20 protein-coding genes are annotated in these 26,435 nt (G+C 63.4%); 3 read left to right on the top strand and 17 right to left on the bottom strand.

Annotation, left to right across the window (positions count from 1 at the left end):
- The first annotated feature begins 61 nt into the window (after nucleotides 1-61).
- Complete coding sequence (gene pepF, locus AC4BCN_RS03125) at nucleotides 62-1,942, top strand: oligoendopeptidase F (protein WP_490492546.1); 1,881 nt, start codon at nucleotides 62-64, stop codon at nucleotides 1,940-1,942.
- Here the strand turns inward: pepF and kefC are convergent.
- From kefC to hppD, 11 genes are all read right to left on the bottom strand, one after another.
- Entirely contained in the window at nucleotides 1,906-3,825 is a 1,920-nt protein-coding gene (gene kefC / locus AC4BCN_RS03120; RefSeq protein WP_490492545.1) for a glutathione-regulated potassium-efflux system protein KefC, read from the bottom strand. The genes pepF and kefC overlap by 37 nt on opposite strands.
- Before the next feature lie 84 nt (nucleotides 3,826-3,909).
- Nucleotides 3,910-4,494, bottom strand: a complete 585-nt coding sequence (locus AC4BCN_RS03115; protein ID WP_490492544.1) for an SRPBCC family protein — start codon at nucleotides 4,492-4,494, stop codon at nucleotides 3,910-3,912.
- Complete coding sequence (locus AC4BCN_RS03110) at nucleotides 4,491-5,066, bottom strand: dual specificity protein phosphatase family protein (RefSeq protein ID WP_034753105.1); 576 nt, start codon at nucleotides 5,064-5,066, stop codon at nucleotides 4,491-4,493. Before AC4BCN_RS03110 ends, AC4BCN_RS03115 begins: the two co-directional genes overlap by 4 nt.
- Nucleotides 5,063-5,545 carry a hypothetical protein gene (locus tag AC4BCN_RS03105; protein WP_490492543.1) on the bottom strand — a complete coding sequence of 161 codons (483 nt, stop codon included), beginning with the start codon at nucleotides 5,543-5,545 and terminating at the stop codon, nucleotides 5,063-5,065. The genes AC4BCN_RS03110 and AC4BCN_RS03105 overlap by 4 nt, the downstream gene beginning before the upstream one ends.
- Nucleotides 5,542-6,669 (bottom strand): MGDG synthase family glycosyltransferase, encoded by a 1,128-nt coding sequence (locus AC4BCN_RS03100; protein WP_490492542.1) that lies wholly within the window; start codon nucleotides 6,667-6,669, stop codon nucleotides 5,542-5,544. The genes AC4BCN_RS03105 and AC4BCN_RS03100 overlap by 4 nt, the downstream gene beginning before the upstream one ends.
- 111 nt (nucleotides 6,670-6,780) lie before the next feature.
- On the bottom strand, nucleotides 6,781-7,926 hold the full coding sequence (locus AC4BCN_RS03095) for an ankyrin repeat domain-containing protein (RefSeq protein WP_490492541.1): 1,146 nt from the start codon (nucleotides 7,924-7,926) through the stop codon (nucleotides 6,781-6,783).
- Nucleotides 7,927-7,987: 61 nt separating this feature from the next.
- Nucleotides 7,988-9,808 (bottom strand): M14 family metallopeptidase, encoded by a 1,821-nt coding sequence (locus tag AC4BCN_RS03090; RefSeq protein WP_490492540.1) that lies wholly within the window; start codon nucleotides 9,806-9,808, stop codon nucleotides 7,988-7,990.
- Between the two features lie 127 nt (nucleotides 9,809-9,935).
- Complete coding sequence (locus AC4BCN_RS03085) at nucleotides 9,936-12,659, bottom strand: TonB-dependent receptor plug domain-containing protein (RefSeq protein WP_490492539.1); 2,724 nt, start codon at nucleotides 12,657-12,659, stop codon at nucleotides 9,936-9,938.
- 162 nt (nucleotides 12,660-12,821) lie between these two features.
- The gene (locus AC4BCN_RS03080; RefSeq protein WP_490492538.1) at nucleotides 12,822-14,327 is read right to left on the bottom strand and encodes a S41 family peptidase; all 1,506 of its coding nucleotides are present in this window, start codon (nucleotides 14,325-14,327) and stop codon (nucleotides 12,822-12,824) included.
- 123 nt (nucleotides 14,328-14,450) lie between these two features.
- Nucleotides 14,451-18,047: an indolepyruvate ferredoxin oxidoreductase family protein gene (locus AC4BCN_RS03075; RefSeq protein WP_490492537.1), complete on the bottom strand. Its 3,597-nt coding sequence runs from the start codon at nucleotides 18,045-18,047 to the stop codon at nucleotides 14,451-14,453.
- Between the two features lie 209 nt (nucleotides 18,048-18,256).
- Nucleotides 18,257-19,384: a 4-hydroxyphenylpyruvate dioxygenase gene (gene hppD / locus AC4BCN_RS03070; protein WP_490492536.1), complete on the bottom strand. Its 1,128-nt coding sequence runs from the start codon at nucleotides 19,382-19,384 to the stop codon at nucleotides 18,257-18,259.
- Between the two features lie 125 nt (nucleotides 19,385-19,509).
- On the opposite strand from hppD, the gene AC4BCN_RS03065 reads away from it, so the two are divergent.
- A complete protein-coding gene (locus AC4BCN_RS03065) occupies nucleotides 19,510-20,034 on the top strand; it encodes an Lrp/AsnC family transcriptional regulator (RefSeq protein WP_034753092.1) in 525 nt (174 codons plus the stop codon).
- Here the strand turns inward: AC4BCN_RS03065 and AC4BCN_RS03060 are convergent.
- Genes AC4BCN_RS03060 through AC4BCN_RS03045 form a run of 4 tightly spaced genes read right to left on the bottom strand, consistent with a single transcriptional unit; the run spans nucleotide 20,026 to nucleotide 24,578 of the window.
- The gene (locus tag AC4BCN_RS03060; protein ID WP_034753090.1) at nucleotides 20,026-20,739 is read right to left on the bottom strand and encodes a GNAT family N-acetyltransferase; all 714 of its coding nucleotides are present in this window, start codon (nucleotides 20,737-20,739) and stop codon (nucleotides 20,026-20,028) included. The two genes, AC4BCN_RS03065 and AC4BCN_RS03060, sit on opposite strands and share 9 nt — an antisense overlap.
- Nucleotides 20,736-21,848: a tRNA nucleotidyltransferase/poly(A) polymerase-related protein gene (locus tag AC4BCN_RS03055; RefSeq protein ID WP_490492535.1), complete on the bottom strand. Its 1,113-nt coding sequence runs from the start codon at nucleotides 21,846-21,848 to the stop codon at nucleotides 20,736-20,738. The genes AC4BCN_RS03060 and AC4BCN_RS03055 overlap by 4 nt, the downstream gene beginning before the upstream one ends.
- A gap of 12 nt (nucleotides 21,849-21,860) precedes the next feature.
- Nucleotides 21,861-22,577, bottom strand: a complete 717-nt coding sequence (locus tag AC4BCN_RS03050) for a glutathione S-transferase family protein (protein WP_490492534.1) — start codon at nucleotides 22,575-22,577, stop codon at nucleotides 21,861-21,863.
- Nucleotides 22,578-22,589: 12 nt separating this feature from the next.
- Nucleotides 22,590-24,578 carry a lytic transglycosylase domain-containing protein gene (locus AC4BCN_RS03045; RefSeq protein ID WP_490492533.1) on the bottom strand — a complete coding sequence of 663 codons (1,989 nt, stop codon included), beginning with the start codon at nucleotides 24,576-24,578 and terminating at the stop codon, nucleotides 22,590-22,592.
- Nucleotides 24,579-24,610: 32 nt separating this feature from the next.
- Between AC4BCN_RS03045 and AC4BCN_RS03040 the strand changes: the two genes are divergently transcribed.
- Nucleotides 24,611-25,210 carry a 5-formyltetrahydrofolate cyclo-ligase gene (locus AC4BCN_RS03040; RefSeq protein ID WP_490492532.1) on the top strand — a complete coding sequence of 200 codons (600 nt, stop codon included), beginning with the start codon at nucleotides 24,611-24,613 and terminating at the stop codon, nucleotides 25,208-25,210.
- Nucleotides 25,211-25,224: 14 nt separating this feature from the next.
- On the opposite strand, the gene metF is transcribed toward AC4BCN_RS03040, so the two are convergent.
- Complete coding sequence (gene metF / locus AC4BCN_RS03035) at nucleotides 25,225-26,055, bottom strand: methylenetetrahydrofolate reductase [NAD(P)H] (RefSeq protein ID WP_490492531.1); 831 nt, start codon at nucleotides 26,053-26,055, stop codon at nucleotides 25,225-25,227.
- The gene (locus tag AC4BCN_RS03030; RefSeq protein WP_490492530.1) at nucleotides 26,042-26,398 is read right to left on the bottom strand and encodes a phage holin family protein; all 357 of its coding nucleotides are present in this window, start codon (nucleotides 26,396-26,398) and stop codon (nucleotides 26,042-26,044) included. Before AC4BCN_RS03030 ends, metF begins: the two co-directional genes overlap by 14 nt.
- Nucleotides 26,399-26,435: the final 37 nt, after the last annotated feature.

The raw sequence follows: 26,435 nt of genomic DNA, 5'->3' as shown, positions 1-26,435 counted from the left end.
CGGTGTCTGCCGCCACGCCCGTGCCGGCATCCTTTGCAACCAGACCATGAACGGATACTGTATGCCGACACCCGCGCTCAAACGCCCCGTGCTGACCCTGCTGGCCCTCGGATTTGCCCTCTCCACCGCCTTCGCCGCTCCTGCGCACATCGACCGCCAGGCCGACCGCTGGGATTTGACGGCGCTGTATCAAAACGATGCCGCGTTCGACGCCGACGCGAAAAAGCTGTCGGCCCAGCTGCAGCAACTGGGCGCCTGCAAGGGGCAGTTGAAAGCCTCGCCGGCCCGCCTGAAAAGCTGCCTGGACTTGTACGCCGAGGCGCGCAAGCGCGTCAACACGCTGACCACCTATGCGGCGCAGTATTACGACCAGGATACGGGCGACAGCAAGGGCAACCAGCTGAACCAGCGCGCCGCCCTGCTGGGCAACGACTTCAGCCAGGCGACGACCTTTTTGCAGCCGGAGATCCTCGCCCTGGGCAGCAAGCGCATCGACGCCATGCTGGCGAAGGACAAGGGCTTGCAGCTGTATCGCTTTCAATTGAGTAACATGCTGCGCAGCGCGCCGCATACGCTGGACGCGGCCGGCGAACAGCTGGTGGCGCAGTTCGGCCTGGCGACTGGCTCGGCCGCCAGCGTCTACCGCACCCTGGCCAATGCGGAAATCCCGTGGCCCACCGTGAAACTGTCGGACGGCAAGGAAGTGCGCCTCGACCAGGCGGCCTACACGAAATACCGGGGCGACGACCAGCGCGCCGACCGCAAGCTGGTGTTCGACGCCTTCTTCGGCAAGTGGAAAGAGTATGAACGCACGTTCGGCGAAACCCTGTACGGCCAGCTGAAGACGGACGCCGCCTACGCGAAAGTGCGCCGCTATCCAGACTCGCAAAGCGCGGCGCTCGACGCCGACAATTTGCCGCCGGCCGTCTATCAGACCCTGATCGCGCAAACCAACGCCAACCTGCCCACCTTGCACCGCTACTTCAAGCTGCGCGCGCGCATGCTCGGCGTCAAGGACCTGGCCTACTACGACATCTATGCGCCGCTGCTGAAAAGCGACCGCACGTTCCCGCTGGCCGAAGGCAAGCAGATGATGCTCGACTCGGCCGCGCCGCTGGGCCCCGACTACGTCAAGGCGCTCAGTGCCGCCGTGGAGGCGCGCTGGATGGATGTGTATCCGCGTCCGCGCAAGGTGGCGGGCGCCTACATGAATGGCGACGCGTACGACGTGCATCCGTTCGTGCTGCTCAACTACACGGACAACTACGAAGCCGTCAGCACCCTGACGCACGAATGGGGCCACGCCATGCACTCGGTGCTGGCCAACAAGGCGCAGCCATCGATCTATGCGCCGTACAGCATCTTTGTCGCGGAAATCGCCTCGACGACGAACGAGGCACTGCTGCTCGACGCGCGCCTGAAGCAGGCCAAGGATGACGACGAGCGCCTGCTGTACCTGGGCGCGGCGCTGGAAAACCTGCGCGGCACCTTCTTCCGCCAGGCCATGTTCGCCGAATTCGAAGCCGCCATCCACGGCAAGGTAGATAAAGGAGAATCGCTGACGGGCGAAGAGATCACGGCCATCTATGCCGGCATCCTCAAGCGCTACCACGGCGAAGCGCAAGGCGTCATGACCATCGATCCCGCCTACGCGCTGGAATGGGCTTACGTGCCGCATTTTTATCACGGCTACTATGTGTTCCAGTACGCCACCTCGATCGCGGCGGCGCAGGATTTCGCGCAGCGCATCCTCGACAAGGAACCGGGCGCGCTGGCCGCCTACCTGAAGATGCTCAGCGCGGGCGGCTCGGCCTATCCGTACGAGCTGGTGAAGGCGGCCGGCGTCGACCTGGCTTCGCCGAAACCGTACCAGGCGCTGGTGGCCCGCATGAACGGCATCATGGATCAGATCGAGGCGATTGAAGCGAAGCGGGGGAAGTAAACCGGGAAGCGTAGGCTCGGCTTAGACGCAAACGCGCGTAAGCGCAACCCACRCGGTTCGCCGCGTAGAGGGTCCGACCCCGTAATTTCCACTTCCGCCGCCGCAAACGCCGCCGCATCGCTCTCGAACATGTCTTCCAGCTCCTCGCGCGCCTGGCGCGTGAGGGACATGACTTTTTGCTGGTCCTGGAAATGCGGCGCCACTTCCAGCAAGGTTTTCAGGTTATGCCGGCCAAAGATGCCGGCCGCGCGCTGCGCCCGCTCCTCGCTGAAGCCCACCTGGCGCAAGGTCTGCTCGCCCAGCAGCAGGGCCGCGGCAAACGTCTCGCGCTCGATCAGGGTCACGCCCCGTTTCATCAATTCATAGTAATGCGTGACGTTGCGCGCGCGCGCCAAAATCGTCAGTTCGGGCAGGCGCAGGCGCACGGCGTCGACCAGGGCCAGGCTGTCATCGACATTGTCGATGGCGATCACCAGCGCCCTGGCCTTCTCGATGCCGGCCGCCACCAGTAAATCCACGCGCGTGGCGTCGCCATAAAACACCTTGAAGCCGAATTTGCGCAGCAGCTCGATCTGATCCGGGTCGTGATCGAGCACCGTCACGCCGATCTTGTTCGCCGCCAGCAGGCGGCCGATGATCTGGCCGAAGCGGCCGAAGCCGGCGATGACGATGGGGTTGTCCTGCGCCTCGATATGGTCGTCGGGACGGCGCTTCTTGTCCCCTTGCAGGCGCGGCGCGACGAATTTGTCGTGCGCCAGCAGCAGCAAGGGCGTGGCCACCATCGACAGGGTCACCACGACCACCAGCAGCGCGGCAGTCTCCGGTGCAAACACGTGCGCGGCCTCGGCGGCGGCAAACACGACGAAGGCGAATTCGCCGCCCTGCGACAGCAGCAGCGCAAAGAACAGCTGCTGGCCGCGGGGAATATCGACAAACTTCGACAGCAGGTACAGCAAGGCGATCTTCACCACCAGCAGCCCCGCCACCAGGGCCAGAATCAGCAAGGGCTGGGCGCGCAGCACGCCGAAGTCGACGGACATGCCGACGGCGATGAAGAACAGGCCCAGCAGCAGTCCCTTGAACGGTTCCAGGTCACTGATCAGCTCATGCCGGTATTCGGAATCGGCCAGCAGCACGCCCGCCATGAAGGTGCCCAGCGCCATCGACAGGCCCACCGATTCCATCAGCACGCAAATGGCGATCACCAGCAGCAGGGCGAAGGCCGTGAAGATTTCGCGCAAATCCGTCCGGGCGATGAAGCGCAGGATGGGGTTCACGAGGAAGCGCCCGCCGATCACCAGCGCCGCCAGCACGGCGGCCAGCTTGGCCACGCGCAGCCAGCCCGGTTCGCCACTATGCGTGACCAGGCCGCCCAGCAGCGGCACCAGCGCGATCATGGGAATGGCGGCGATATCCTGGAACAGCAAGATGGAAAAGCCGGCGGAACCGGCCGGCGTGCTCATCAATTTTCGTTCACCCAGGGTGGCCAGCACGATGGCCGTCGACGACAGCGACAGCCCCAGCGCGCCGACCAGCGCCGTGCGCCAGTCCACGCCAAAGGCCATGGCCACGGCGCACAGCCCCGCGCTGACGACGCCCACCTGCGCCCCGCCCCAGCCGAAAATCGGCCGGCGCAGCAGCCACAATCGCTTCGGCTCGAGCTCCAGGCCGATCAGGAACAGCAGCAGCACCACGCCGAATTCGGAAAAGCTGAGGATCACCTCGACATTCTTGATCAGGCCCAGTCCCCACGGTCCGATGACGACGCCGGCCACCAGGTAGCCCAGCACGGCGCCCATGCCCAGACGCTTGGCCAGCGGCACCATGATGATGGCCGCGACCAGGTAAAACAGTATGTTGATAAGAAAGCTGTGGTGTTCCATGCGGATTCCGGGCAGATGTGTGGATGAGACAACATCATGCCTGAAGTGGCGCGCCAGCGTGAAGTGGCTGCCGCGCCACGCCGGCTATTTGCGCGCAGCCACCCGCGCCCGCAGGGCGTCGAACATTTTCGGGATGCTGTCACGGCTCATGCTGTCGACGATCCAGCCCAGGCCCATCGGTACCGGGCCCGGATCCGTGTACACCTGGTACTTGACGGCGGCGCCGCCCGCGTCAAACGGATCAGGCGACAGCTGCCAGTAGCCGCTGGTGTCGGCGATGGTTTCTTCCACCTTCAGGCCCTCCATCGGCACCAGCTTCCAGGCCAGGCTGCAGCTGGCGTCGAGCACCTTGGGCGTCATTTTCAGGCGGTACTGCTTGATTTTCCCCATCGGCAGCTTGAGCGTGACGTCGACCAGCGAAGCGCCGCCGCCGGCGGCCGTCACCTTGATCTTGTCCACGTTGGGCATGAACTGCGGATAGGCGGCGAAATCCTGGATGGCCGCGCAGACGGTGGCCACGCTGGCCGGCATGCTGGTCGTGGCGGCAAAGGTCTTGCCGGGCATGCCAGCCTTGCTGACGTCGCGCACCTCGAGCGCCGGCGCGGCCGACACGGTGGCCAGCGGATAACAGGCGGAGCAAACGGCCAGTGCGAACAGCAAGGTCTTCATGGTTTTTCCTGCTCGATCTGCGCGCGCAGTGCCGCCACGTCGACGCGTTTGAGGTAGCTTTCGATATTTTTCCACACGGCGTGATAGCCGTAACCGCCATTTTTCAGCTCGTCGATCGCCTTCTCGCGCGGCCAGCCCTGATACAGCATGCGGTACATGGCGGCCATCATGCCCGTGCGGTCGGCGCCGTGCAGGCAATGCAGCAGCACGGGTCCCTGCTGCTCTGCGGCGCGGATACTGCGCATGGTCTCGACCACGTGCTTGTCGCGGATAGCCCAGGTATTGATGGGAATGCGCACGGCGCGGATGCCGCTGCCTTCGAGCACCTGCGTATCGGAGTGGAAGGAGCGCAGGCTGATCACCGTCTTCACGCCCAGCGCCTGCAGCTGGGCCACGTCGCTGCTATCGAGCTTGGCGCTGCGGTACAGGACGGGCGTGACCTGGTGCAGGTTCGACACCTGCGGCAGCGGCGTGGCCCACTCGGTATTGCGCTCGGGCGGCAGGGGCGCCTGCGCGCCGGCGGAACCGGCCGCCAGGGCCAGGGACAACAGCAGGAGATACGGCAAGGTCATGACTTCCTCTTGTATGAAAACCACAGCAGTACGCCAGCCAGCAGCAGCGACACCCAGTAGTCGGTCGGCGCCCACCACAGCCAGTGCTTGTGCCAGGCGATATGGGCCGGATTGAAGTGCGCCACGCCATAGGCGGGATTGAGCACGAACCACAGATAATCCTCGATGATCCAGAACAGCATGATGCAGCCGATGGCGCGGCATTCGAGCCGCGGCGACCATTGCGCCAGGAAGATCATGGGGAAATGGAAGAACAGGGCGATGAAGGGAAAGACCCAGGCATGGTAGCCGGTCATCGGCCGCCCGCCCCAGAAGATATCGAGCAGCCAATGGCTTTCGATACGCCAGGTGGGCAGATTCGCGGCCCAGCCGGCCGCCCCTTCGATCTGGATTTCGACCTGCGCAAAAAATAATCCCAGCAGGGCTACCCAGGCCAGGGTCAGGGCGATCTGCCAGGGTTTTACTATGCCCCCCGTCAAGCCAGCACCTGCGCCAGTACCTCCAGGGCGGCCCGAGGACGGCCCAGGGCCAGCGCCTTTGCGCGCATGGCTTGCAGCTGCTCGGGATGATCGAGCAACAGGCGCACGCGGTATTCCAGGGTGACGGCGTCGAATGCTTTCAGGGCCACGCCCTGCTCCAGCAGATAGTCGGCATTGCGCTCTTCCTGCCCCGGAATCGGCGAGTTGACGATCATGGGCAAGCCCAGCGCCAGGCATTCGGACGTGGTCAACCCGCCCGGCTTGGTGATCACCAGGTCGGCGCAGGCCATCAGGCGCTCGACTTCGCTGGTAAAGCCTTGCGCCAGCAGACGGCCCGGATACTGGCCGGCCAGCACCTGCAGCGCCGCCAGCGCGGCCGCGTTTTTCCCCGCCAGCACGATCAGCTGGAAGTCGCCCGGCAAGGCCAGCAGGCGCGCGGCGACCGTTTCCAGGCTGCCCAGTCCCGCCCCGCCGCCCATCAGCAAAATCGTCGTGCGCCGCGGGTCGAGGCCAAACGCCTGTGCGCACTGGACGCGCTCGGGCAGCTGCGCGAACGCGGGCATGATGGGGATGCCCGTCACGTGGATGCGGTCGGCGGGGATGCCTTCATGGCGCATGCGGAACGCCACTTCGTCGGTGGCGGCGAAATAGCCCTGCATGTGTTCATGCACCCACATGCGGTGCAAGTCGAAATCCGTGACCTGCACCCACACGGGGCAGGACAGCTGGTGCTGGCGCAGAGCGCGCGACAGCAGTTCGGCCGGCAGGAAATGCGTGCAGATGATGGCGTCGGGCTGGAAGGCGGCGATCTGCGTCATCAGCGCGCGCGTGTTGACGCGCTCGACGGCGCGGCGCAAGCGCTGCATCGAGCTGTCGCGCGGCGCATCGTGGGTGGCGTGGTACAGATAGCCCCACAGCGCGGGCGCCTTGTTGACCAGCTTGATATAGAAATCCGTGTACAGCTTGCGGAAGGCGGGCGTGACGAAATCCATCACGTCCAGATGCAGGGCCAGCGCTGCGGGGCCGCCGGCGCCATCGCGCGCCGCATACGCCTCGATGGCTTGCGCCGCGCGCATGTGGCCGGCGCCGGCCGAGACGCTCAGGAGAAGAATTTTTTTTGTCATGGAAAACCGATGCGTGAAACGGGTTGGCGCGGACGCGAAAAAGGTATTGGCAGGATAACATTGCTGCAAGCGGTACGGCTTGATCCGGCCATGCGCGCGTGCAGGCCGGCGCTAGCCATTCACGGGGACGGGCAAGGCCGACACTTTCCAGCTGCCTTTGAGCTTGCGCTCGATCAAGGCAGGCAAGGCGCTGGCGCCGGGCGCGCCTTTCTTCGTGTACGCCACCGGCACCAGCAGATAGATGGTGACCTTGTCATCGTCGGCAATGTCATCTTCCTCCGGCTCGGAATTCCAGCGCTTGTCGATGGCCAGCAGCGCATCGACGCCGTCCGGCCACGCCAAGTCCGCCAGATGCGGATCGTCGCGCCGCAGCAGCTCGCCCGCCGCCAGGCTGGCCTGGTCGAGCGTGCGCCGTCCCAGGCGTGCCAGCAGCGCCACGGGAAAGCGCCATGGGCTGTGCTCCGCGAAGCCGTGCACGGTCAGCGGCCAGCGGGCCGGCAGGCAGATGGCCAGTTCCGTCATCGGGGATTGCTGGAACAAGCCAACCGTAAACAACAGCTTGAAATCGCGCTTGCCGCCAATGCAGCTGATCCCTAGAGAAAAGCGCGCGTCGCCGCTGTCCGGGCTGAACACGGCCGGCAGCACCCAGCCGGCGCTGTTGTGCATGAAGGTGCGGATAGCTTCCTGCGGCGACGCGGCCGCCTGCTGCGGCACGTCGAGTATGCTGACGCCGCCGGCAGCGGCCAGCAATTGGGCGATCGCGGGAAAGCCCCAGCCGGTGGCGATATCGACCGGCGCCTGGTTCCAGCGTGTATGCAAACGGTTCGGATTGGCGCCCCGCTGCAGCAGCAATGCGGCCACGTCCCCGTGGCCGCCAACGCAGGCGCTGTCCAGCGGCGACAATATATTGTCCGGCAAGCCATCGACGGCAGCGCCCTGTTCGAGCAGCCAGCGGCAGGTATCGAGGTGGCCATGGCTTGCCGCCGCGTCCAGCGGCGTCAGGTTGCGGTAACCGGGCAAGGGCAGATCGACGTCCATGCCCAGCGACACGAGCAGCGCGCAGACCTCGCGGCTGCCGCCGGCCGCGGCCAGGTGCAGCAGCGATTCGCCGTCGTCCATGTTGTAGCGGCGCAAGGTCAACAGCAGCGGCGTGGCCTCGAGCAGGCTGCGCACCTGTTCCAACTGATTCTCGCCGACGGCGTCACAGAGGCGAAAAAACGCCTCGCGGTGCTGGTTAAAGAGTGTCTTGTTGACCATGCATGTTCTCTGCTCGTGGTGGCGGCGCCATCATCGAGCGGAGAATAGCATTTTCTTTCGATTAATCTGCGCGATTTGACAACTTCGGTGTGCGCGCAGGCGGCGATGCCAGGCCGGCCGGCGCGGCATCGGTGCGCAGCACCGGATACAGGTTCAGACGCTCATCCCAGGAAGCATGGCGGCGGGCGAAGAACTCCAGGCGCGCGGCCGGGCTTTTGGCAAATGCGGGATCGCTGGCCAGCTTCTGCTGGAACTGCGCCGCCAGCGCCGGGTCGGCCGCCAGCTGCGCGCGCGCCACGTCTTCGGCCACGTATTCTTCCATGTATTCCTTGCGCTCGAAGGCCGTATTGAAACTGCCCCAGGCCAGCAGGGAATCGGGCGCGCGCGGCTCGAGCAGGGCGACGACCAGGCGCGCCTTGGCCTGGTTGACGGGCACGTACAGGTCACCGGCGCCAACCACGCGCTGCTCTTTCTGCCACTCGCCCTGCACGGCCGCCGTCTGGCGTCCCTCGAACGACTGCGCGCCGAATTTGACGGCCGTGGCGCGGAAGGTCTCGACCGGCAGCCTGCCCGGCGCGCCAGACAGCACCTGGTAGGACACGCCATGCTGGCGCAGCTTGGCCGCCACCATGGCTGCCTGCGCGGCGGGCACCAGGTAGCCGGCCTTGGGCGCTGCCTGCTGCAGGTCGGGCACGATCTCGTCGCGCAGGGGCACGTTCCAGATCTGCGGCGTGGTTTCGTCGTAGCGCGTCATCAGCGCGCCCGACACTTCGGATGGCGTGCGCGTGTAGGCGTAGCCGCGAAACGCGATCATGCGGCTCTTGTCCGTCGTTTTATACGTGAGCGGCAAGGTCGTGCCGGCCAGCTGCGCGGCGCGCGCGTCCGCCTCGAGCGCCGTTTGCCGCCACTGCGCGCCATGCTGCGCCACTTGCGACAGCAGCGAGACGATGGTGTTGCGCGTGATGCGCACGCGGGTCGGATAGTCTTTCCACGAATGGGTTTCCACCAGCATGCCGAAGCGGTTGCGCAGCTGGAAATAGCCATGCGAGAAGCGCGGATTTGGCGCCGAATCGACAAAACCCGATTGGGGATTGTCGTTCTCGGCAAACGAAATATAGAACGGTTTCGGGTCCGAGCCCTGCTTGGCCAGGTCGGCCAGGACCTGATCGCGCAAGGCCGTGCCGGCCACGCGCAGGGCCGCATCGCCCGCATGCACGGGTTCGACCTGGATCGAGATATCGGGTTCGAACTGGGCGCCATCGGTGACGTGCAGGTCGACATAGGCCAGCGGATCCCAGGCGTTCACCAGCGCCAGCATGTGCTGCATCTCGGGCGTATCGGCCTTCATGTATTCGCGGTTCAGATTGTAGTTTTGCGCCGTGCTGCGCCAGCCCATTTCCACGGGGCCGCGCTGGTTCGGACGGTTCCACTGGCCGAAACGCTCGTGGCCATCAACGTTAAACACGGGCACGAACAGCAGCACCTGCTTGTCGAGCGCGCCGGGTGCCGCCTTGCCCTCCAATACTTCGCGCAAAGCCAGGAAGCCCGCATCCTTGCCATCGATTTCGCCCGCATGGATGCCGCCCTGTATCAGCAGCACGGGCAGCTTGCGGCGCGCCGCTTCGGCCGGCGTCAGGGCGCCCGTATTCGAGACGGCCAGCGCCAGCATGGGGCGGTTTTCCGGCGTGCGGCCGAACTCCACGCAGCGCACCTGCTTCGGATAGCGCGATTGGAACTGGCGGCACAAGGTTTCCACTTCCGCATAGCGCCCCGTATGCAAAAAGCCCGAGCGTTCGGCCACCGTGGTCAACGGCGAGGCGGCATATGCAGGCAAGGCAAAGGTGGACAACAAGGCGGCGGACAGCAGGGCGTGGCGTAGCATGGGTCAAACTCCATCGAGAGAGAACAAGCGGGCAATTATAGGGGTGGTGGCGCGTGTAAAACTGCAGCGGAAAATAAAAAAGCCGGAACAGCGTCAGCTGCTCCGGCCTTGCTCTGGCAAGCGTGGATTATGAGCCAAAGTGGTAGTTGAATTCTACCCAGCCCTGGCGTCCCTGCGGGCTGTAGCTGCCCACCGGGTAGTACGGCCAGCCGCCGCTGTCGTCGCGCTTGATCTTGTCGAACACGTTGTTGACGATCAGCGACAAGGTGGCGCGGTCGTTGATGCGGTACACGGTGCTGATATTGGCCAGCGCCGTCGGCGTCAGGTAGCCGGTGCCGGCGGCGTTCGGTATCTTGCTGTAGCGGCTGACCAGCAAAGTGTTCGACCAGTCGCCCGCAGCCCAGTTGACGCTCAGGTTCAGCTTGTCGCGCCAATCTGAATTGTTCAGCGATTTGAGCTCGTCGATTTCTTCGTCGCCGGCAAATTGCTGCGATTTATTGCTCAGCACCTTGGCGTAATTGGCCTTGAAGGCAAAGCGGCCATAATCCGCCGTGCGCAGCAAATACTTGACGCTGACGTCGATGCCGCTGCTGCTTTGCTTGGCCGCATTGATCGGATTGACGGTGATGGTCTTGATCTCGCCGGCGCGGTTCAGGGCATTGGCCGCGAAACGCTCGACGCGGCCCAGGGTATCGGCGCAGGTAGGCGAGTTGATGTCGAGCTTGCCCAGGCGGCAATCGGCTTCGTCGCGCAGGATCTTGTCGGCGCTCAAATTCGTCACCAGGTCATCGATCTTGATGTTCCAGTAATCGACGGAGACGTCGAAATTCGAACTTGGCGACCAGACGGCGCCCACGCCGAACGACTTGCCCTTCTCCGACTGCAGATCCTTGCTGCCGTTCTGCACATAGTCGGCGCCCGGCGATTTATTCGCGTAGTCGCAGTCCTCGATGGCCTGTCCGGCAGCGCCGCAGCGGTAGTAATCGGTGGTGCTCGAATAGTAACCGGTGCCGCGCGCCTTGTAGATGTAGTTCATGTCCGGTGCGCGGAAGCTGGTGGCGTAATTGGCGCGGAACAGCAGCTCCGGCGCGGGACGCAGTTCCAGGCCGCCGTTGTAGGTGAACTTGCCATCGCTGCGGCCGGCAAAGTTGTAGCGGTCATAGCGGCCAGCCAGGGTACCGGTCAGCTTCTCGTGCAGCGGCAGGTTGATCTCGGCACCCAGCGCATAGCGGGTACGCGTGCCGGCCGTGATATCGGATTTGGTGGCGACGTTGAAATAACCATCGTTCAGGCGCGCATCGGGCACATTGCTGAAGCCCTGCTTGCCCGCTTCGGCGATGGTGGCGATCTTCGCCACGCCAGCGGGCAGCTGGAACAGGTCGCCATTCGTGGCCAGGCTCAGGGTATTCGTCCAGGCCTTGTCGTCGCTGTCGGAATTGCCCGTGATGCTGTCGAATTCGGCCGCCGTCAGGCGCCGCGACAGGCGCGCCGGGTCCGGTGCGTAGATCGGCACGCCGGCGGCGTCGGTACCCAGTTTCGGGCCCAGGAAGAAGCTGTCGATATTGGCCAGCGCGCGCGGCGTATGGCTTTCGCTCTTGTACACCGAGGCGTTGTAGTTCGCTTCATACTGCCACGACGACGTGCCGGGAATGCGGCCCTTGGCGCCCAGCGAGATGGCCGTGGCCAGGTCGTCCCACTTGCGGTTGTAGCGCTCCACGCCGCCCATTTCCTCGGGCGAGATATAACGCGTCCACGCTTCGTAGCGGTTCGTAATCTGGTTGCGGAAATAGCTGCTGCCCGTCGACGACGACGTCCACGTCGGGCCGCGCGTATTGTTCTCGGTCGAATTCTTGCCGATCAGGAAGTCGGCGAACAGCGTCGTTTCCGGCGACAACTCATAGTTGGCGCTGCCGAACACGTTCTGGCTGCGGTTCTTCGTTTGCGTGGTCCAGTAAGTGGGGCCGACTTTCGGGCTGGCGCAATAGCTGCCGTTCTTCGCCTGGTACTTGACGACGCTGCCGCCGAACAGGTCGCCGAACTGGTTGCAGGTGTCGCCCAGATCCACGTAGCTGCCCGAGGTGCCCGCCTGCACCACGCGGCGCGAGGCGATATTCGTCGGCGTGCCCGAGCGCGTGGCCATGAAATCGCGCTGCAGGCTCGACAGCGGATCGCGCTGGCTCAGCTCCACGCTGAACAGGGTATGCAGCTTGTCGAAATTGCCGCCGCCCGTCAGCTGCACGCGCTGGTTGCCGGCGCCGCCGCGCGAGGTGCCGCCCGCCTTGACGTTGATATCGAAACCTTCCGTCTGCTTTTTCAGGATGACGTTGACCACGCCGGCGATCGCGTCGGAACCATAGATGGCCGAGGCGCCGCCGTTGAGGATCTCGATGCGGTCGACTATGCTCGACGGGATGTTCGCCAGGTTGGTGAAGTTGACCGTGCCTTCGTAGGCGACGGGGAAGTCGGCCAGGCGGCGCCCATTGAGCAGGATCAAGGTGTGATTCGGGCCCAGGCCGCGCAGGCTGATGGTATTGGCCGACGGCGTGAACGTATTGCCGAAGTCCTCGCCTTGCGTGAAGCCGCTGTTCTGTACCTGGTTGGTCAGCGCATCGAAGACGTTCTTGTAGCCTTGCTTGGTGATTTCATCGCCCGTCAGGATGGTGACGGATGATGGTCCCTCCAGGCTGGCGCGGGGAATCCGCGAACCGGTGACCACGACGGCTGGCGGGGTGGCCGCCGGCTGCTGATCCGCTGCGGGCGCTTGCGTTTGCGCGTGCGCCTGCCATGCGGAACCGCCCAGGATGGCCAGTACGGCGACGGTGAGCGGTGGTAACTTGAATTGTATAGGCATCTTTGCGCTTCTCAAGGTTAGGGAGAAGGCGGAAGATATCAAAATGCCAGTAAGTGCAGAACGAATGGATTCGTCTTTCTATATATCAAAATTGTTATATAGAAATATTTCTGAGCAGAAAGCTCCCCCTCCTTCACCCAGGCAGGGGAGCAAAATCGGGTTTTAGCGTTTCAATACAGCAATTTCCTTGTAGGCAGGACGCAGCAGCCGTGTGGCCGTGTCGGCCGGGCTCTCCATCGAACTCAACAGCCTGAGCGCGCCTGTGGCCGAGGTACAGCTGCCGCTGCTGCGGTAGCGCAGCGCCGCCGCCAGCATGCCTTCGGCAGGGTCGCCCAGCGGGTTCTGGTAATCGTCGGCCACGTCGCAGGTCGGCGCCATGCCATCGGCGAAGTCGCCAAAGCCCTTGGCGTTGACGCCCTGGAACTGCACGGCGAAATACGTGGTGCCGCAATTGGGCGTGGGATAGAAACCGTAGGGCTTGCCGCACGTCGTGCCGCCGATCAGGTTGACCTGCACGTCCACGCCGCGCAAGCCGTTGATGATGGCTTCGCTGGCCGAGCAGGTATTGCCCGTCGTCAGCAAGGTCACGCGCTTGAGGCCCAGCGAGGGCAACGGCGTGCCCTTGGGCAGCGGATTCGGCCCGGCAAAGCCCTGGCTTTGCGCATGGAATGGCATGGGCGCAGCCGGCCGCGTCTTGTCATTGGCCAGCACCTGCTCGAAGGTCTTGCCGGTGGTGACTTGCGGACCGGCAATCATGTAAGCGAGCTCGCTGGCGACATCGAGGTAGCCGCCGCCGTTGTAGCGCACGTCGAGCACCAGGTCGCTGATGCCGGCCGCCTGGAAGCGGCCCATGGTCTCGGCCAGCTGGCGCTCGGCCACGTTGTTGTGGGTGTTGAAGGTCAGATAGCCCACCTTGCCCGTGGGCGTGTCGATGATGCGCTCGTTTTGCACGGAACTCGTGCTGACATCCACCGCCTGCAGGCTCGCGGAGATGGGCGCGCCATTGCGGCTGAACCCCAGCGTGTGCGTGCCTTGCGCCGAAGGAAACAGGCCCGCGTTGATGATACCCACGCTGGCAGCGTCCGAAGCATTGACGAAATCGACGCCATCGACGGTTTGCAGCGCATCGCCGCGCCGCAAGCCCGCCAGTGCCGCCGGCGAGCCTGGCTCGACGATCGTGACCACGGCCTTGCGCGGCGGCGTGGTGCGCGTCAGCGCCAGCAGCATGCCGTAGCCCAGTTCCACGCCATTGAGCGAGGCTTCCCATTCGGCCGTCGTATACGTGAAATGGAACTGGTCCTTCGGCTTGCCGGACGCCGTCGTGGCCGTTGTCTTGAGCACATCGAAATACGCCTTCGCCGTGGCAAAGCTTTGCGGCAGATAGGTGGTCGGCACTTCGCGGTACCACAGATACGTTTCATCGATCCAGCTGCGCACCCATGTCTGCTCATCGAGCAAGCTGCCCGGCTTGTCGATGCTGCTGCCGCTGCGCGGCGCCTCGCAGCGGTTCGCCACCGTGGAGGAAGCGACCAGCGCCGTCGGCCCGGTTGGCGTCACGGGCGGCACGACGGGCGCGCTGTCGCTGCTGCCTCCTCCTCCACCGCCGCCGCAGGCGCTCAACACGAATCCGAGGGAAACAACGAGGCAACGCAGGCGCAGGGAATGCATGAGAAACTTTCCAAGAAGAAATTATCGAAAAATTATAATGCGTTTTGCCAGCAAGCGTTGTTTTCTTTGACACAAAAAAATGGCGCCCGCAGGCGCCATTGCTACAAGGTCATGTGCAAACCGTTACGCCACGGTGGCCGCCACGGGTGCTGCCACGACGGGCGGCAGCGGCGTCGGTGCGTTGAAGGCGATCAGCAGACTCGCTTCCTTCTCTTTCGCCGCCTTCAAATGACGCTCCTTCACGTGGCCATAGCCGCGGATGTCTTCCGGGATGCTGGCGATCGCCACGGCTTGCGCCAGCTTGGCCGTCGTCAGTTTCGGCAGCAAGCCGCCCACCGTCGCGCGGTACTCAAGAATCAGCGCGCGCTCCATCTTGCGCTCGGCCGTGTGGCCGAAGATGTCAAACGCCGTACCGCGCAAGCCCTTGAACTTGGCCAGCACGCCGAACGCCTTCATCATCCATGGGCCGAATTCCTTTTTCACCAGATGGCCCTGGGCGTCGGTCTTGGCCATGATAGGCGGCGCCAGGTGGAACTTGAGCTTGATGTCGCCTTCGAACATGGACGCGATCTTCGCCTGGAAGGCGCCGTCCGTGTACAGGCGCGCCACCTCGTACTCGTCCTTGTACGCCATCAGCTTGTAGAAATAGCGGGCCACGGCTTCCGTCAGGCGCAGGTGCGGGCCATTCAGGGCGCTTTCGGCGGCGCGGACCTGACCGACGAAGTCCAGGTACTGCTGCGCATACGCGCGGTCCTGGTAAGCCGTCAGCAGGGCGACCCGTTTTTCGATGATGTCGTCGAGCGTGTCGATGCGCTTGAATTCCACCACCTTGGCTGGCGTTGTCATGCGCACCAGGTTGGCCGCATCATGCGCACCGGCGCGGCCCCAGTTGAAGGCCGCCTTGTTGAACGCCACCGAGACGTTGTTCAAATCGATGGCTTTCATGATGGCAGCTTCCGACAGCGGCACTTTGCCCTTTTGCCAGGCGTAGCCGAGCATGAACATGTTCGTCGCGATCGAGTCGCCCATCAGCGCCGTGGCGATCTGGCCCGCGTCGATGAAGTCCACGTGGTCGCTGCCGCAGGCCTTTTCGATTTCCATGCGCGCGGAAGCGCCCGGGAATTGCCAGTCCGGGTTCTTCACGAAGGCGGCCGTCGACGAGCTGGTCGAGTTGATCATGGCCCAGCTGCGGCCCTCTCCCATGCGCGACAGGGCATCGCGGCTGGCCGTGACGATCAGGTCGCAGCCGATTACCAGGTCAGCCGCCCCCGTGCCGACGCGCGTCGAGTGGATATCTTCCTGGCGATCCGCCAGGCGCACGTGCGACATGACGGGGCCGCCCTTTTGCGCCAGGCCGCTCATGTCCAGCACGGAACAGCCCTTGCCTTCCACGTGCGCCGCCATGGCCAGGATCTGGCCGACGGTGACGACACCTGTGCCGCCGATGCCGGTGACCAGGATGCCGAACGGCTCGGCCGTCGAAGGAATCTGCGGTGTCGGCAAGGCCGGCGCGGCTGGCGCATCCTTGTCGGCGGCAGCTGCCTTCTTCGGCTTTTTCAAGCCGCCGCCTTCCACCGTCACGAAACTGGGGCAGAAACCCGTCGTGCACGAAAAATCCTTGTTGCAGGACGACTGGTTGATCTGGCGCTTGCGCCCCAGTTCCGTTTCCAGCGGTTCCACCGAAAGGCAGTTCGATTGCACGGAACAGTCGCCGCAGCCTTCGCAGACGGCTTCGTTGATGACGGCACGCTTGGCCGGGTCCGGGTATTCATTGCGTTTCCGGCGGCGGCGTTTTTCCGAGGCGCAGGTCTGGTCGTAGATCATGGCGGACACGCCGGGCATGTCGCGCAGTTCGCGCTGCACGTCCATCAGCTCCGAACGGTGGCGCACGGTGACGCCTTCGGCCCAGGCGTAATCGTCCGGGTATTTTTCCGGTTCGTCCGTGACGACGATGATGGGACCGACGCCTTCGGCGGCGATCTGGCGAGAGATAATGGCTGGCGACAGGGGGCCATCGAATTCCTGGCCGCCCGTCATCGCCACCGCATCGTTGAACAGAATTTTATACGTGATGTTCACCTTGGCCGAGACGGCCGCGCGGATGGCCAGGATGCCCGAGTGGAAATACGTGCCGTCGCCAAGGTTGGTAAACACGTGCTTCTCGTTCGTGAAAGGCGCCTGCCCCACCCAAGTCACGCCTTCGGCGCCCATGTGGGTAAACGTCGACGTTTCACGGTCCATCCACAGCACCATGTAGTGGCAGCCGATGCCGGCCAGCGCGCGCGAGCCTTCCGGCACTTTCGTGGAACTGTTGTGCGGGCAGCCGGAGCAGAAGAACGGCGTGCGGTCCTTCTGCGGATCGGGTTTCACGCTGATCGCTTTGAGCACATTCTCTTTGGCTTCCAGGTAGGCGATACGTTCCTTCACGCGCTGCTCGACCGGGTGGCCCGCGTAGTAGCGCGAAATGCGGCTGGCAATGGCGCGGGCGATCATGGCCGGGTTCAGCTCATACGTGGCCGGCAGCAGCCAGTCGCCGTGGCCGGTGCCTTTCTGGTTGCTCCATTCGCCCGTGTCGTCGAACTTGCCGACCACGCGCGGACGCTCGCCATCCTTCAGGTTGTACAGTTCTTCCTTCAGCGCATATTCGAGGATTTGCCGCTTTTCTTCCACCACGAGGATCTCGTCGAGGCCCTTGGCGAATTCGTGCACGCCGTCCGCTTCCAGCGGCCATGTCATGCCGATCTTGTACAGGCGGATGCCGATGTCGGACGCCGTCTGCTCGTCGATGCCGAGGTCGGCCAGCGCCTGACGCGTGTCCAGGTACGATTTGCCGGCCGTGATGATGCCGATGCGCGCTTTCGGGCTGTCCCAGATGATTTTATTGAGCTTGTTGGCACGCGCATAGGCCAGCGCCGCATACCATTTGTAGCTGTTCATGCGCACTTCTTGTTCCAGCACCGTGTCGGGCCAGCGGATGTTCAGGCCACCGGCCGGCATCTCGAAGTCGGTCGGCAAGGTGATCTGCACGCGGTCCGGGTCGAAATCGACGGCGGCGCCCGATTCGATGATGTCGGTCACGCATTTCATCGACACCCACAAGCCCGTGTAGCGGCTCATGGCCCACGCATGCAAGCCATAGTCGATGTATTCCTGCACCGACGACGGGTACAGCACGGGAATGCCGCAGGCGTTCAGGATATGGTCGGACTGGTGCGCCGTGGACGAGGATTTGGCCGCATGGTCGTCGCCGGCCAGCACCAGCACGCCGCCGTGCTTGGCGGAACCGGCATTGTTCGCATGCTTGAACACGTCGCCGCAGCGGTCGACGCCGGGGCCCTTGCCGTACCACATGCCGAACACGCCGTCGTATTTCGCATCTTCGAACAGATTCGTTTGCTGCGTGCCCCAGACGGCCGTGGCGGCCAGGTCTTCGTTCAGGCCCGGGTGGAATTTGACGTGGTGTTCATCGAGATATTTTTTGGCCTTGATCGCCGTCATGTCGACGGACGTCACAGGCGAACCGCGGTAACCGGTGATGTAGCCGGCCGTATTCAGGCCAGCCTTCAGGTCGCGCTCGCGCTGCAGCATGGGCAGGCGGATCAGCGCTTGCGTGCCCGTCATGAAGGCGCGGCCACGCTCCAAAGTGTATTTGTCGTTCAGGGAAATGTCGGACGCGTGCGCGCCCGGCTCAAGACTCGAGCCCTTGATTGGTGCATTCATTACTTGTCTCCATTATTCTCTGTGCTACGCGTGCAAAGTCGGTTGAACTCACACGTACCGGCCGCGCTTTGTGGGCAATGCCGGTGCGGAAAAATGACTTGTTTGTCGTAGACTACCACAGGAAGGCGCGCAGTTCTTTTGCTGCACTGCACTCCTGCGTTCGTACCTTTTGCTGCTTTTTAGTGCTTCTTTTTGCGGGCATGTCGGGCTTACGCCAAGCTCGTATCTTTCAATACGCCGCGCTTGATCTGGTCCAGCTCGATCGATTCGAACAGGGCGCGGAAGTTGCCTTCGCCGAAGCCCTGGTCGCCCTTGCGCTGGATGATCTCGAAGAAGATCGGGCCGATCACCGTCTGCGTGAAGATCTGCAGCAGCAGTTCGCGTTCGTTTTCCGTGCTGTGGCCATCGATCAGGATGCGCAGACGGCGCAGTTCTTCCAGCTGCTCGCCATGGTTCGGCAGGCGGCGATTGACCAGCTCATAGTACGTTTCAATCGTGTCCTGGAAATCGATACCAGTATCGCGCATGCCTTGCACGGAAGCGTAGATATTGTCCGTACCCAAGGCGATATGCTGGATGCCTTCGCCGTGGTACTGGTCCAGGTATTCGGCGATCTGCGACTTGTCGTCCGACGATTCATTGATCGGGATGCGGATCTTGCCGCACGGCGAAGTCATGGCTTTCGACTTCAGACCAGTATGCTTGCCTTCGATGTCGAAGTAGCGCACTTCGCGGAAGTTGAACAGGCTTTCATAGAAATTCGCCCATTCCTTCATGCGGCCACGATGCACATTGTGCGTCAGGTGGTCGATATAGGTCAGGCCATGGCCAACCGGGTTGGCGACGGCGCCGGGAATGGCGACGAAGTCGACGTCATAGATGCTGATGTCGCCAATGCCGCCCGGAGCGGCCGCGTCCGGCTTGTCGGCGCCCTTGCCGCGCCAGCGGTCGACGAAGTACAGCAGGGAATCGCCCACGCCCTTGATGGCGGGGATATTCAGTTCCATCGGGCCTGTTTTATTGTCGAAACCCCAGGCACCCAGTTCCAGCGCGCGGCGGTACACGAAGGCTGCGTCGTCGACGCGGATGGCGATGGCGCACACGGACGGGCCGTGATGGCGGGCAAAACGCTGCGCGAACGAATCTTGTTCGGCATTGATGATGAAATTGATGTCGCCCTGACGGTACAGGGTCACATCCTTGTGGCGGTGGCGCGCGATGGCCGTGAATCCCATGTTCTCGAACAGCTTGCCCAATGCTTTTGGGTCTGGTGCTGCATACTCGACGAACTCGAAACCATCGGTACCCATCGGGTTATCCCAAGGCTGAAATTGCATGATGTCTCCTCCAAGAAGTAGCGCACAGTATAGGCGCGGGTCTGGGGCATTAAATGCCAAAGATCTCCCGAACATCCATGATTTGCGCAATAATATTGCGTGAAACAAGAACCGCCGGAGGAAGCATGAGCAAAATTACGCTGGATAAAACGGACCGCAAGATCCTCGCCGTCCTGCAGGCCGATGGCCGCCTGTCGAATCAGGACGTGGCCGAGCAAGTCAGCCTGTCGCCGTCGCCATGCTTGCGCCGCGTCAAACGGCTGGAAGAAGCGGGCGTGATCCGCCAGTACGTGGCCTTGCTGGACCCGGAAAAGATCGGCCTGGGGCTATTGGCTTATGTCAACGTGCGGCTGGAAAAGCACAGCGACGCCACCGCGCACAGCACGGCAAGAGTGCTGGCGCCGAATCTGGTGACGAACACGTCGCCGCGCGCCGACTTCGCCGTGGCGGTGGCGCAATGGCCGGAAGTGGTGGCCTGCTATGCGATGACGGGCGAAATGGATTACCTGCTGCGCGTGCACGTGGAAGACATGGAGCACTTTTCGCGCTTCATGATGGCGACCCTGCTGCGCCACCCGGCCGTACTGGACGTGAAGTCGAGCTTTGCCTTGCAGCGCATCAAGGATACAACGGCCCTGCCCTTATTGTGACGGCGGTGACGGCGGCCCGGGCTTCTTCTTGCGCCCTGGCAAGCGGTCCCACAATTTGAACGCGGCGCGCGCATTCGCCTTGAACGTGTAGTCGAACATGGCGAACTGCTCCTGCACGGCTTCCTGCAGCATGCTGCTCGGATTCGGCGGCAACAGTTTCAGATAGGCATCGGCTTCGCCATAGTCGCGCTGGATTTCCATGCCCGCCTTCTTGGCGATATGCATCATCGTCTTGTTGGACGACAAACAATGCATGTACAGGGTATCGACATCGTTGTTGCGGCAGTGAATTGCCGCCCGCTCGAACAGTTTCGAGCCCACGCCCATGCCGCGCATGGATTTCGATACGGACACGCCAAACTCGGCCACCTGCTCCTTGTCCGTCACCACGCTTTTCGCCGGCGACGTGTCCTTCGGCGCGAACGCCAGATGCCCCACGCCCACCAGCTTGAACAGGCTATTGTAGACGCCGTAGACCATGTCGCGCGAGAAATCCATCTTTTGCACGTACTGGGCAACGAGCTCATCGGGCAAGGCGCTGCCGAAGCGCAGCAGGCGGTCGCTTTTCTCCAGATTCAGGAAATGCTTCATCATGCGGCGCCGGTCGCGCTCATGCAATTGCTTGACGAGCACGGTCGGACGCCCGCCGCCGCTACGGCTGAGCCAGCGGCGAAACGGGTTCTGGAACAATTTGGGCAGGGTCATGGCAGCTCCGTGCCGCTGATCGCGTTCGTGACGGCTTCGACCCGCGCCGCATGGATGAGCTCGGGAATGCGCTTCGGTTCGTGTGCGCAGGCTTGTGCCAGCGCGCCCGCATCGACGCCGCGCACGGCCGCCAGCATGGCTTGCAGCCAGGCGGACTGGGGGAACGCCGGATTCTGGGCCTGCACGTCGCAGGCGATGGCGTCCAGCATCTGCACGAAGCGCTGCGGCTTGCGCAGTCCGTCGCAGCGTTCGCACAAGCGCACCAGTTCCTCGGCGCTCAAGGCCAGCGCACCGGCGACGACGGCCTGCTCGCGCGCCGCCATCACGGCCAGCTCGCGGCAATCGTTGGGCACGCGCAGGCGCTCGCTGAGCGCATTGATCTGCTCAAGCGGCACGGCCAGCATCAGCACGGCAAAGCGCACGCACAGTGCGTGGCCCGCGCCCGCCGCCCTGTCGATCACGTGCAGCAGATGGTCGTTGATTGCCAATTCCGGCAGGATGCGCGCCAGGGCGCCGCACTCGTGCAACACCGTCAGCATGCGCGACGGCCGCGCTTCCATCAATCCTTTCGCCACCTCCTGCCACACGCGCTCGGCCACCAGGGCGTCCACTTCGCCGTCCAGCACCATTTGACGCATGAGGGCCATGGTGGCGGGCGCCACCGTAAAAGTATCGAAACGGGCGGCAAAGCGGGCCAGGCGCAAGATGCGCACGGGGTCTTCGCCGAACGCATCGGAGACGTGGCGGAACACTTTGTTTTGAATATCGTCAATGCCGCCGAACGGGTCGGTCAGGCTGCCGTCCTCGGCCTGCGCGATGGCGTTGATGGTCAGATCACGGCGCACCAGGTCTTCTTCCAGGGTGACGTCGGGCGCCGTGTGGAAGACAAAGCCCCGGTAGCCGGGGGCAGTCTTGCGTTCCGTGCGGGCCAGCGCGTATTCTTCCTGCGTCTTCGGGTGCAGGAAGACGGGAAAATCCTTGCCCACGGGCCGGAAGCCCCGGCGCAGCATGTCGTCCGGCGTGGCGCCGACGACGACGTGGTCGTGGTCTTTCACGGGCAAGCCCAGCAGTTGGTCGCGCACCGCGCCACCGACCGTGTATATCTTCATAACATTCTTTTCTTAATCAGGCAGTTCCGCGTCGTGCTTGGGCGCCGTTTCCGTCTCCGCCAGCGCTTCCGTGATCCAGCGGGCCACGGCCGGGTGCGCCTGCACGCGCTCGCAATACGCGTTCAGGGCCGGCGCCAGGCTCACGCCATACGTGCGGAAACGCATGACGACGGGAGCAAAGTACGCATCGGCGATGGAAAAGTCGCCGAACAGGAACTGGTGGTGGCCAAAACGCGATAAACACTCTTCCCATATTTCGCTGACGCGGCCGATGTCCGCCTGCGCGGCAGCCGTGCGGCCACGTCCCGGCAACTTGGCCTTGATATTCATCGACATGTCCGTGCGCAAGCCCGTGAAGCCCGAGTGCATTTCCGCGCAAACACAGCGCGCCATGGCGCGTGCGGCCACGTCTTGCGGCCACATGTGTTTGTCAGGGAACTGCTCGGCCAGGTATTCGCAAATGGCCAGGCTGTCCCAGATCGTGATCTCGCCCGCCAGCAGCACGGGAACCCGGCCGCAGGCCGAATACTCGGCAATTTTGGTCGTCGTGTCGCTCTGGTCGAGCAGCACGCGCACTTCCTGGAACGGGATGCCGAACGCCGTCATGGCCACCCACGGACGCATCGACCACGATGAGTAATTCTTGTTACCGATGATGAGGGTCAGGCCCGGCTCGCGCGCGGCGGCCAGGGTCTGCGTCAGGCTGGGATCAAGGATGGTCGTTTGCATGGTCGGGTATCTTTAGTTGGATGAGGGCAAGTCGGCCGCGATGACGCTGTTTTTCGGCCCGACGGTACCCAGGCGCGCTTTCAGGGATTGCGGGCTCTTCTCGAACAGGGCCGCGTAATACGTGGCGTTGGCCATCACGTTTTTCACGTAGCCGCGCGTTTCCGTGTACGGAATGATCTCGGCAAAGACGGCGCCTTCCAGCGGACGGGTCATGGTGGCGCGCCAGATGCGCAAGCGCCCCGGTCCCGCATTGTAGGCGGCGCTGGCCAGCACCTGCGAACCGTCGAGACCGCCAAGCACCATGTTCAGGTAATTCGTGCCCAGCAAGACGTTGGTGCGCACATCGCTCAAGGTTTCCGTGACGAAATCGGTGAGGCCGATCTTCTTGGCCACATAACGGGCCGTCGACGGCATCACCTGCATCAGGCCGGACGCGCCCACGTGCGACTGTGCATCCATGATGAAGCGCGATTCCTGGCGGATCAAGCCATACACCCAGGCTTTGTCGAGACCGAGGGTTTGCGTGGCCGGGTGCATGACGTCGTCGTGCGGCGTCGGGTAGCGCTGCGTATAGTCCACTTCCAGGCGCGTGCGGTCCGAGGTGTTGACCATGCGGTCGAGCACATTGTTCTGGCGCGCAAATTCCGCGGCCGCCAGATGCTGGCGGTCCGTCATCGAACGCAATTCCCAGTTCCATTCGCGCGTGCCTTCGAAGCGCAAGCGCATGTTGAAGAATTTCAGCGCGCGCTGCAAACCCGGATTGGCGGCCATGGCGGCGATTTCCGCCGGCGTGATGGGCTGGCCCGGCGGCGGCAGCACCAGGTGGTTGCCCAGTTCTTCATTGGCCAGCAAGCCGTAGAAATTCGATTGCTCGGCAATCGTGCGGTACAGGGCGTCCGCCTGCGCGTTCGGGCGGCCCGGCGTTTCCGCCTGCTGCGCGCGCGCCAGCCAGTAGACCCAGGTCGGATCGGCGCGCAAGGACGCCGGCATGGCCTGGATGGACGACTTCACCACGGGCCAATTGCCTTCGCGCAAGGCAATACGCGCCTTCCACTGCATCTGTTCCAGGGTCAATGGCGCGCCATTGGTTTTTTGCCAATATTCAAACGCTTCCGGCGCCAGCGAATACGACGCTTGCAGGGCCAGGCTGGCCCAGCCGATGGCCTGTTCCTGCGGCGTCAGCTGCGCACTCGCCTTTTGCAAAGCCACGACGCCCAGCTTCAAGGTGCTTTTCGCCATGCGGCCCACGGCCACCAGATACATCTCGTGGTCGGCGCGACTTAGACCCGCGCCCTTGGCCAGCACCAGCGCCGGCAAGTCGATCGCTTGCGCCATCTTCGCGTCGGACGCGCCCAGCAGCAGCGCGATACGGCGCGCCGGGCCCGTGGCGTTGGTCTGGCCCGCCAGGCGGATCTGCGCCCACAGGTCGTTCGTGTCGAACTGGCCATTTTGCGCCAATGCCGCGATCAGGCTGCCGCACGCTTCGCCATAGCCGGGCGGAGACACCAGCAAGTTGCGCGCCTCGGGCGCCACGTTCTGTCCCTTGGCGGCGCGCGACATCAGCGCGTAGCACTTGAGCTGGGTGTCGTCGTCGAGGGCGAATTGCGGGTATTGTTCATCGAACACGACCCAGTCGCGCTTGCGGCCCAGCTCCAGCAGCCAGTCGTTGCGGAAACGGTCGGCGATGGCGCTGCCCTTGTAGCGGTTCAGGTAATCGCGAAATTGCGCCTCGGTCAGCAGTTTGATGCGCGGTTTCAGCCGATAATAGTCAACATACGATGGAATCTGGTAATTCGTCAGGCGCCCCGCATAGAAGTCGGCTTTTTCGACATCATCCTTGCGCGCGGCGTCGCGCAGCAGCAGGAAGGCATCGTCCTCGCTGCGCGTGTCGGGGGCGGCTGGGGATACGGTGGTGGAAACCTGGGCCAGGGCGGCCAGGGGAGACAAGGCCGATGCAACACACAGCATCGTGCCGGCAATCCATTTCAGTGGGGAAATCAATGTACGACTCTCAATCTTAACTTGATGGTGATATGAATAGCGACCCTAGAATAACATGCGATCCGGCTACACGGCCACCCATTGCGCCACAGGAAAAAGCCGGCTTGCGCAAAGCCTTGCTGGCGGCCCGGCGCGCCTTGCCCGACGCCACGCGCGCGGGGTGGGATGCGGCCATCGCGCAACGCCTGCTGGACTGGTGCGCACAGGAAAACGTCAAGGAACTGGGCGTGTACTGGCCCCTGCATGGCGAGCCGGACTTGCACGGCGCGTATGCGCAGCTGGCCGCGCGCGGCGTGGCGCTCAGTCTGCCCGTGGTGCTGGAAAAACATGCACCGCTGGCCTTTTCCACCTGGACGCCGGGCGAGCCCATGGTCAAGGATGGCATGGGCGTGGCCGTGCCGGCCCGGTTGCGCCTGCGCCCGGCGCCCGCCACCCTGCTTGTGCCCTGCCTGGGTTTTAATACGGAACGTTACCGGCTCGGCTATGGCGGCGGGTATTACGACCGCACCCTGGAACATGCGCCGCGGCCGTGCACCGTGGGCGTGGCCTACGGCTGCCTGAAAGCCATCTTTGCCAGCGGCACATACGACATCGCCCTCGATTACGTCGTAACCGAGGGCGATCTGTACTGACGAGTCAGGACGGTTTATTTCACCAGGCGCTGCCACAGTGCGGTCGTGGGCGTCGCCTGGTTCATGCTATAGAAATGCAAGCCTGGTGCGCCGCCTTCCAGCAAACGTTCGCACAAGCCCGTCACCACGTCCAGGCCAAACGCCTTGATGGACGCGCTATCGTCGCCGAAGCTGGCCAGTTTCAGACGCACCCAGCGTGGAATTTCCGCGCCGCACATGTCCGAAAAGCGCATCAGCTGCGTGTAGTTCGTGATCGGCATGATGCCGGCCACGATGGGCACGTTGATGCCCATCTTCTGCGTCTGCTCGACAAACTGGAAATACGCGTCGGCATTGTAGAAGTACTGGGTGATGGCCGCATTCGCGCCAGCCTGCACCTTGCGCGCGAACGCGTTCAGGTCATCCTGCGGCGAACGGGCTTGCGGGTGCACTTCCGGATAGGCGGCCACTTCGATATGGAAATGGTCGCCCGTCTCGGCGCGGATGAATTCTACCAACTCGTTGGCGTAGCGAAACTCGCCCGAAGCGCCATAGCCGCTGGGCAAGTCGCCGCGCAAGGCGACGATACGCTGCACGCCGGCCGCCTTGAAGTCGGCCAGCACGGCGCGGATCGATTCGCGCGAGCCACCGACGCACGACAGATGCGGTGCGGCCTGTTCGCCGGCCGCCAGGATCTCGCGCACGGTGTCCAGGGTACCTTGCTGCGTGGTACCGCCGGCGCCAAACGTCACCGAGAAATACTTCGGATGCAACTCAGACAACTTGACACGCGTGGCGCGCAGCTTTTCCGCCCCTTCCGGGGTTTTCGGCGGGAAAAACTCAATACTGAAATTATGCTTTTCCATCGTCATTACTCAAAAGTAAGGTCGACAGGGCCCAGGAAATGACGCTGTACAGCAATGCACCACCCACGGCCGACCAGAAACTGGCGACATGGAAACCATCGATCACCTGCGCCACCAGCCAGAACATGAAGCCGTTGATGATGAAAATGAACAGGCCCAGCGACAGGAACGTCACGGGCAGGGTCAGCAGGATCAGCAAAGGACGGATCAGCGCATTGACCAGCCCCAGCACGGCAGCGGCCAGCAGCGCGGTCCAGCCGCTGCTCATCGTCACCGAGTGCATCAGGTAGGGGACGGCAAACAGGGCTGCCCGATTGGTAACCCAAATCAGTAGCAAGCGCATTTCTCTAGCCTGTCAAAGTAGGTCAGGCCGGCAACAG

The sequence above is a fragment of the Janthinobacterium sp. Bl 1 genome (genome assembly GCF_058215535.1).
This window is presented reverse-complemented; position numbering and strand designations above follow the sequence as displayed.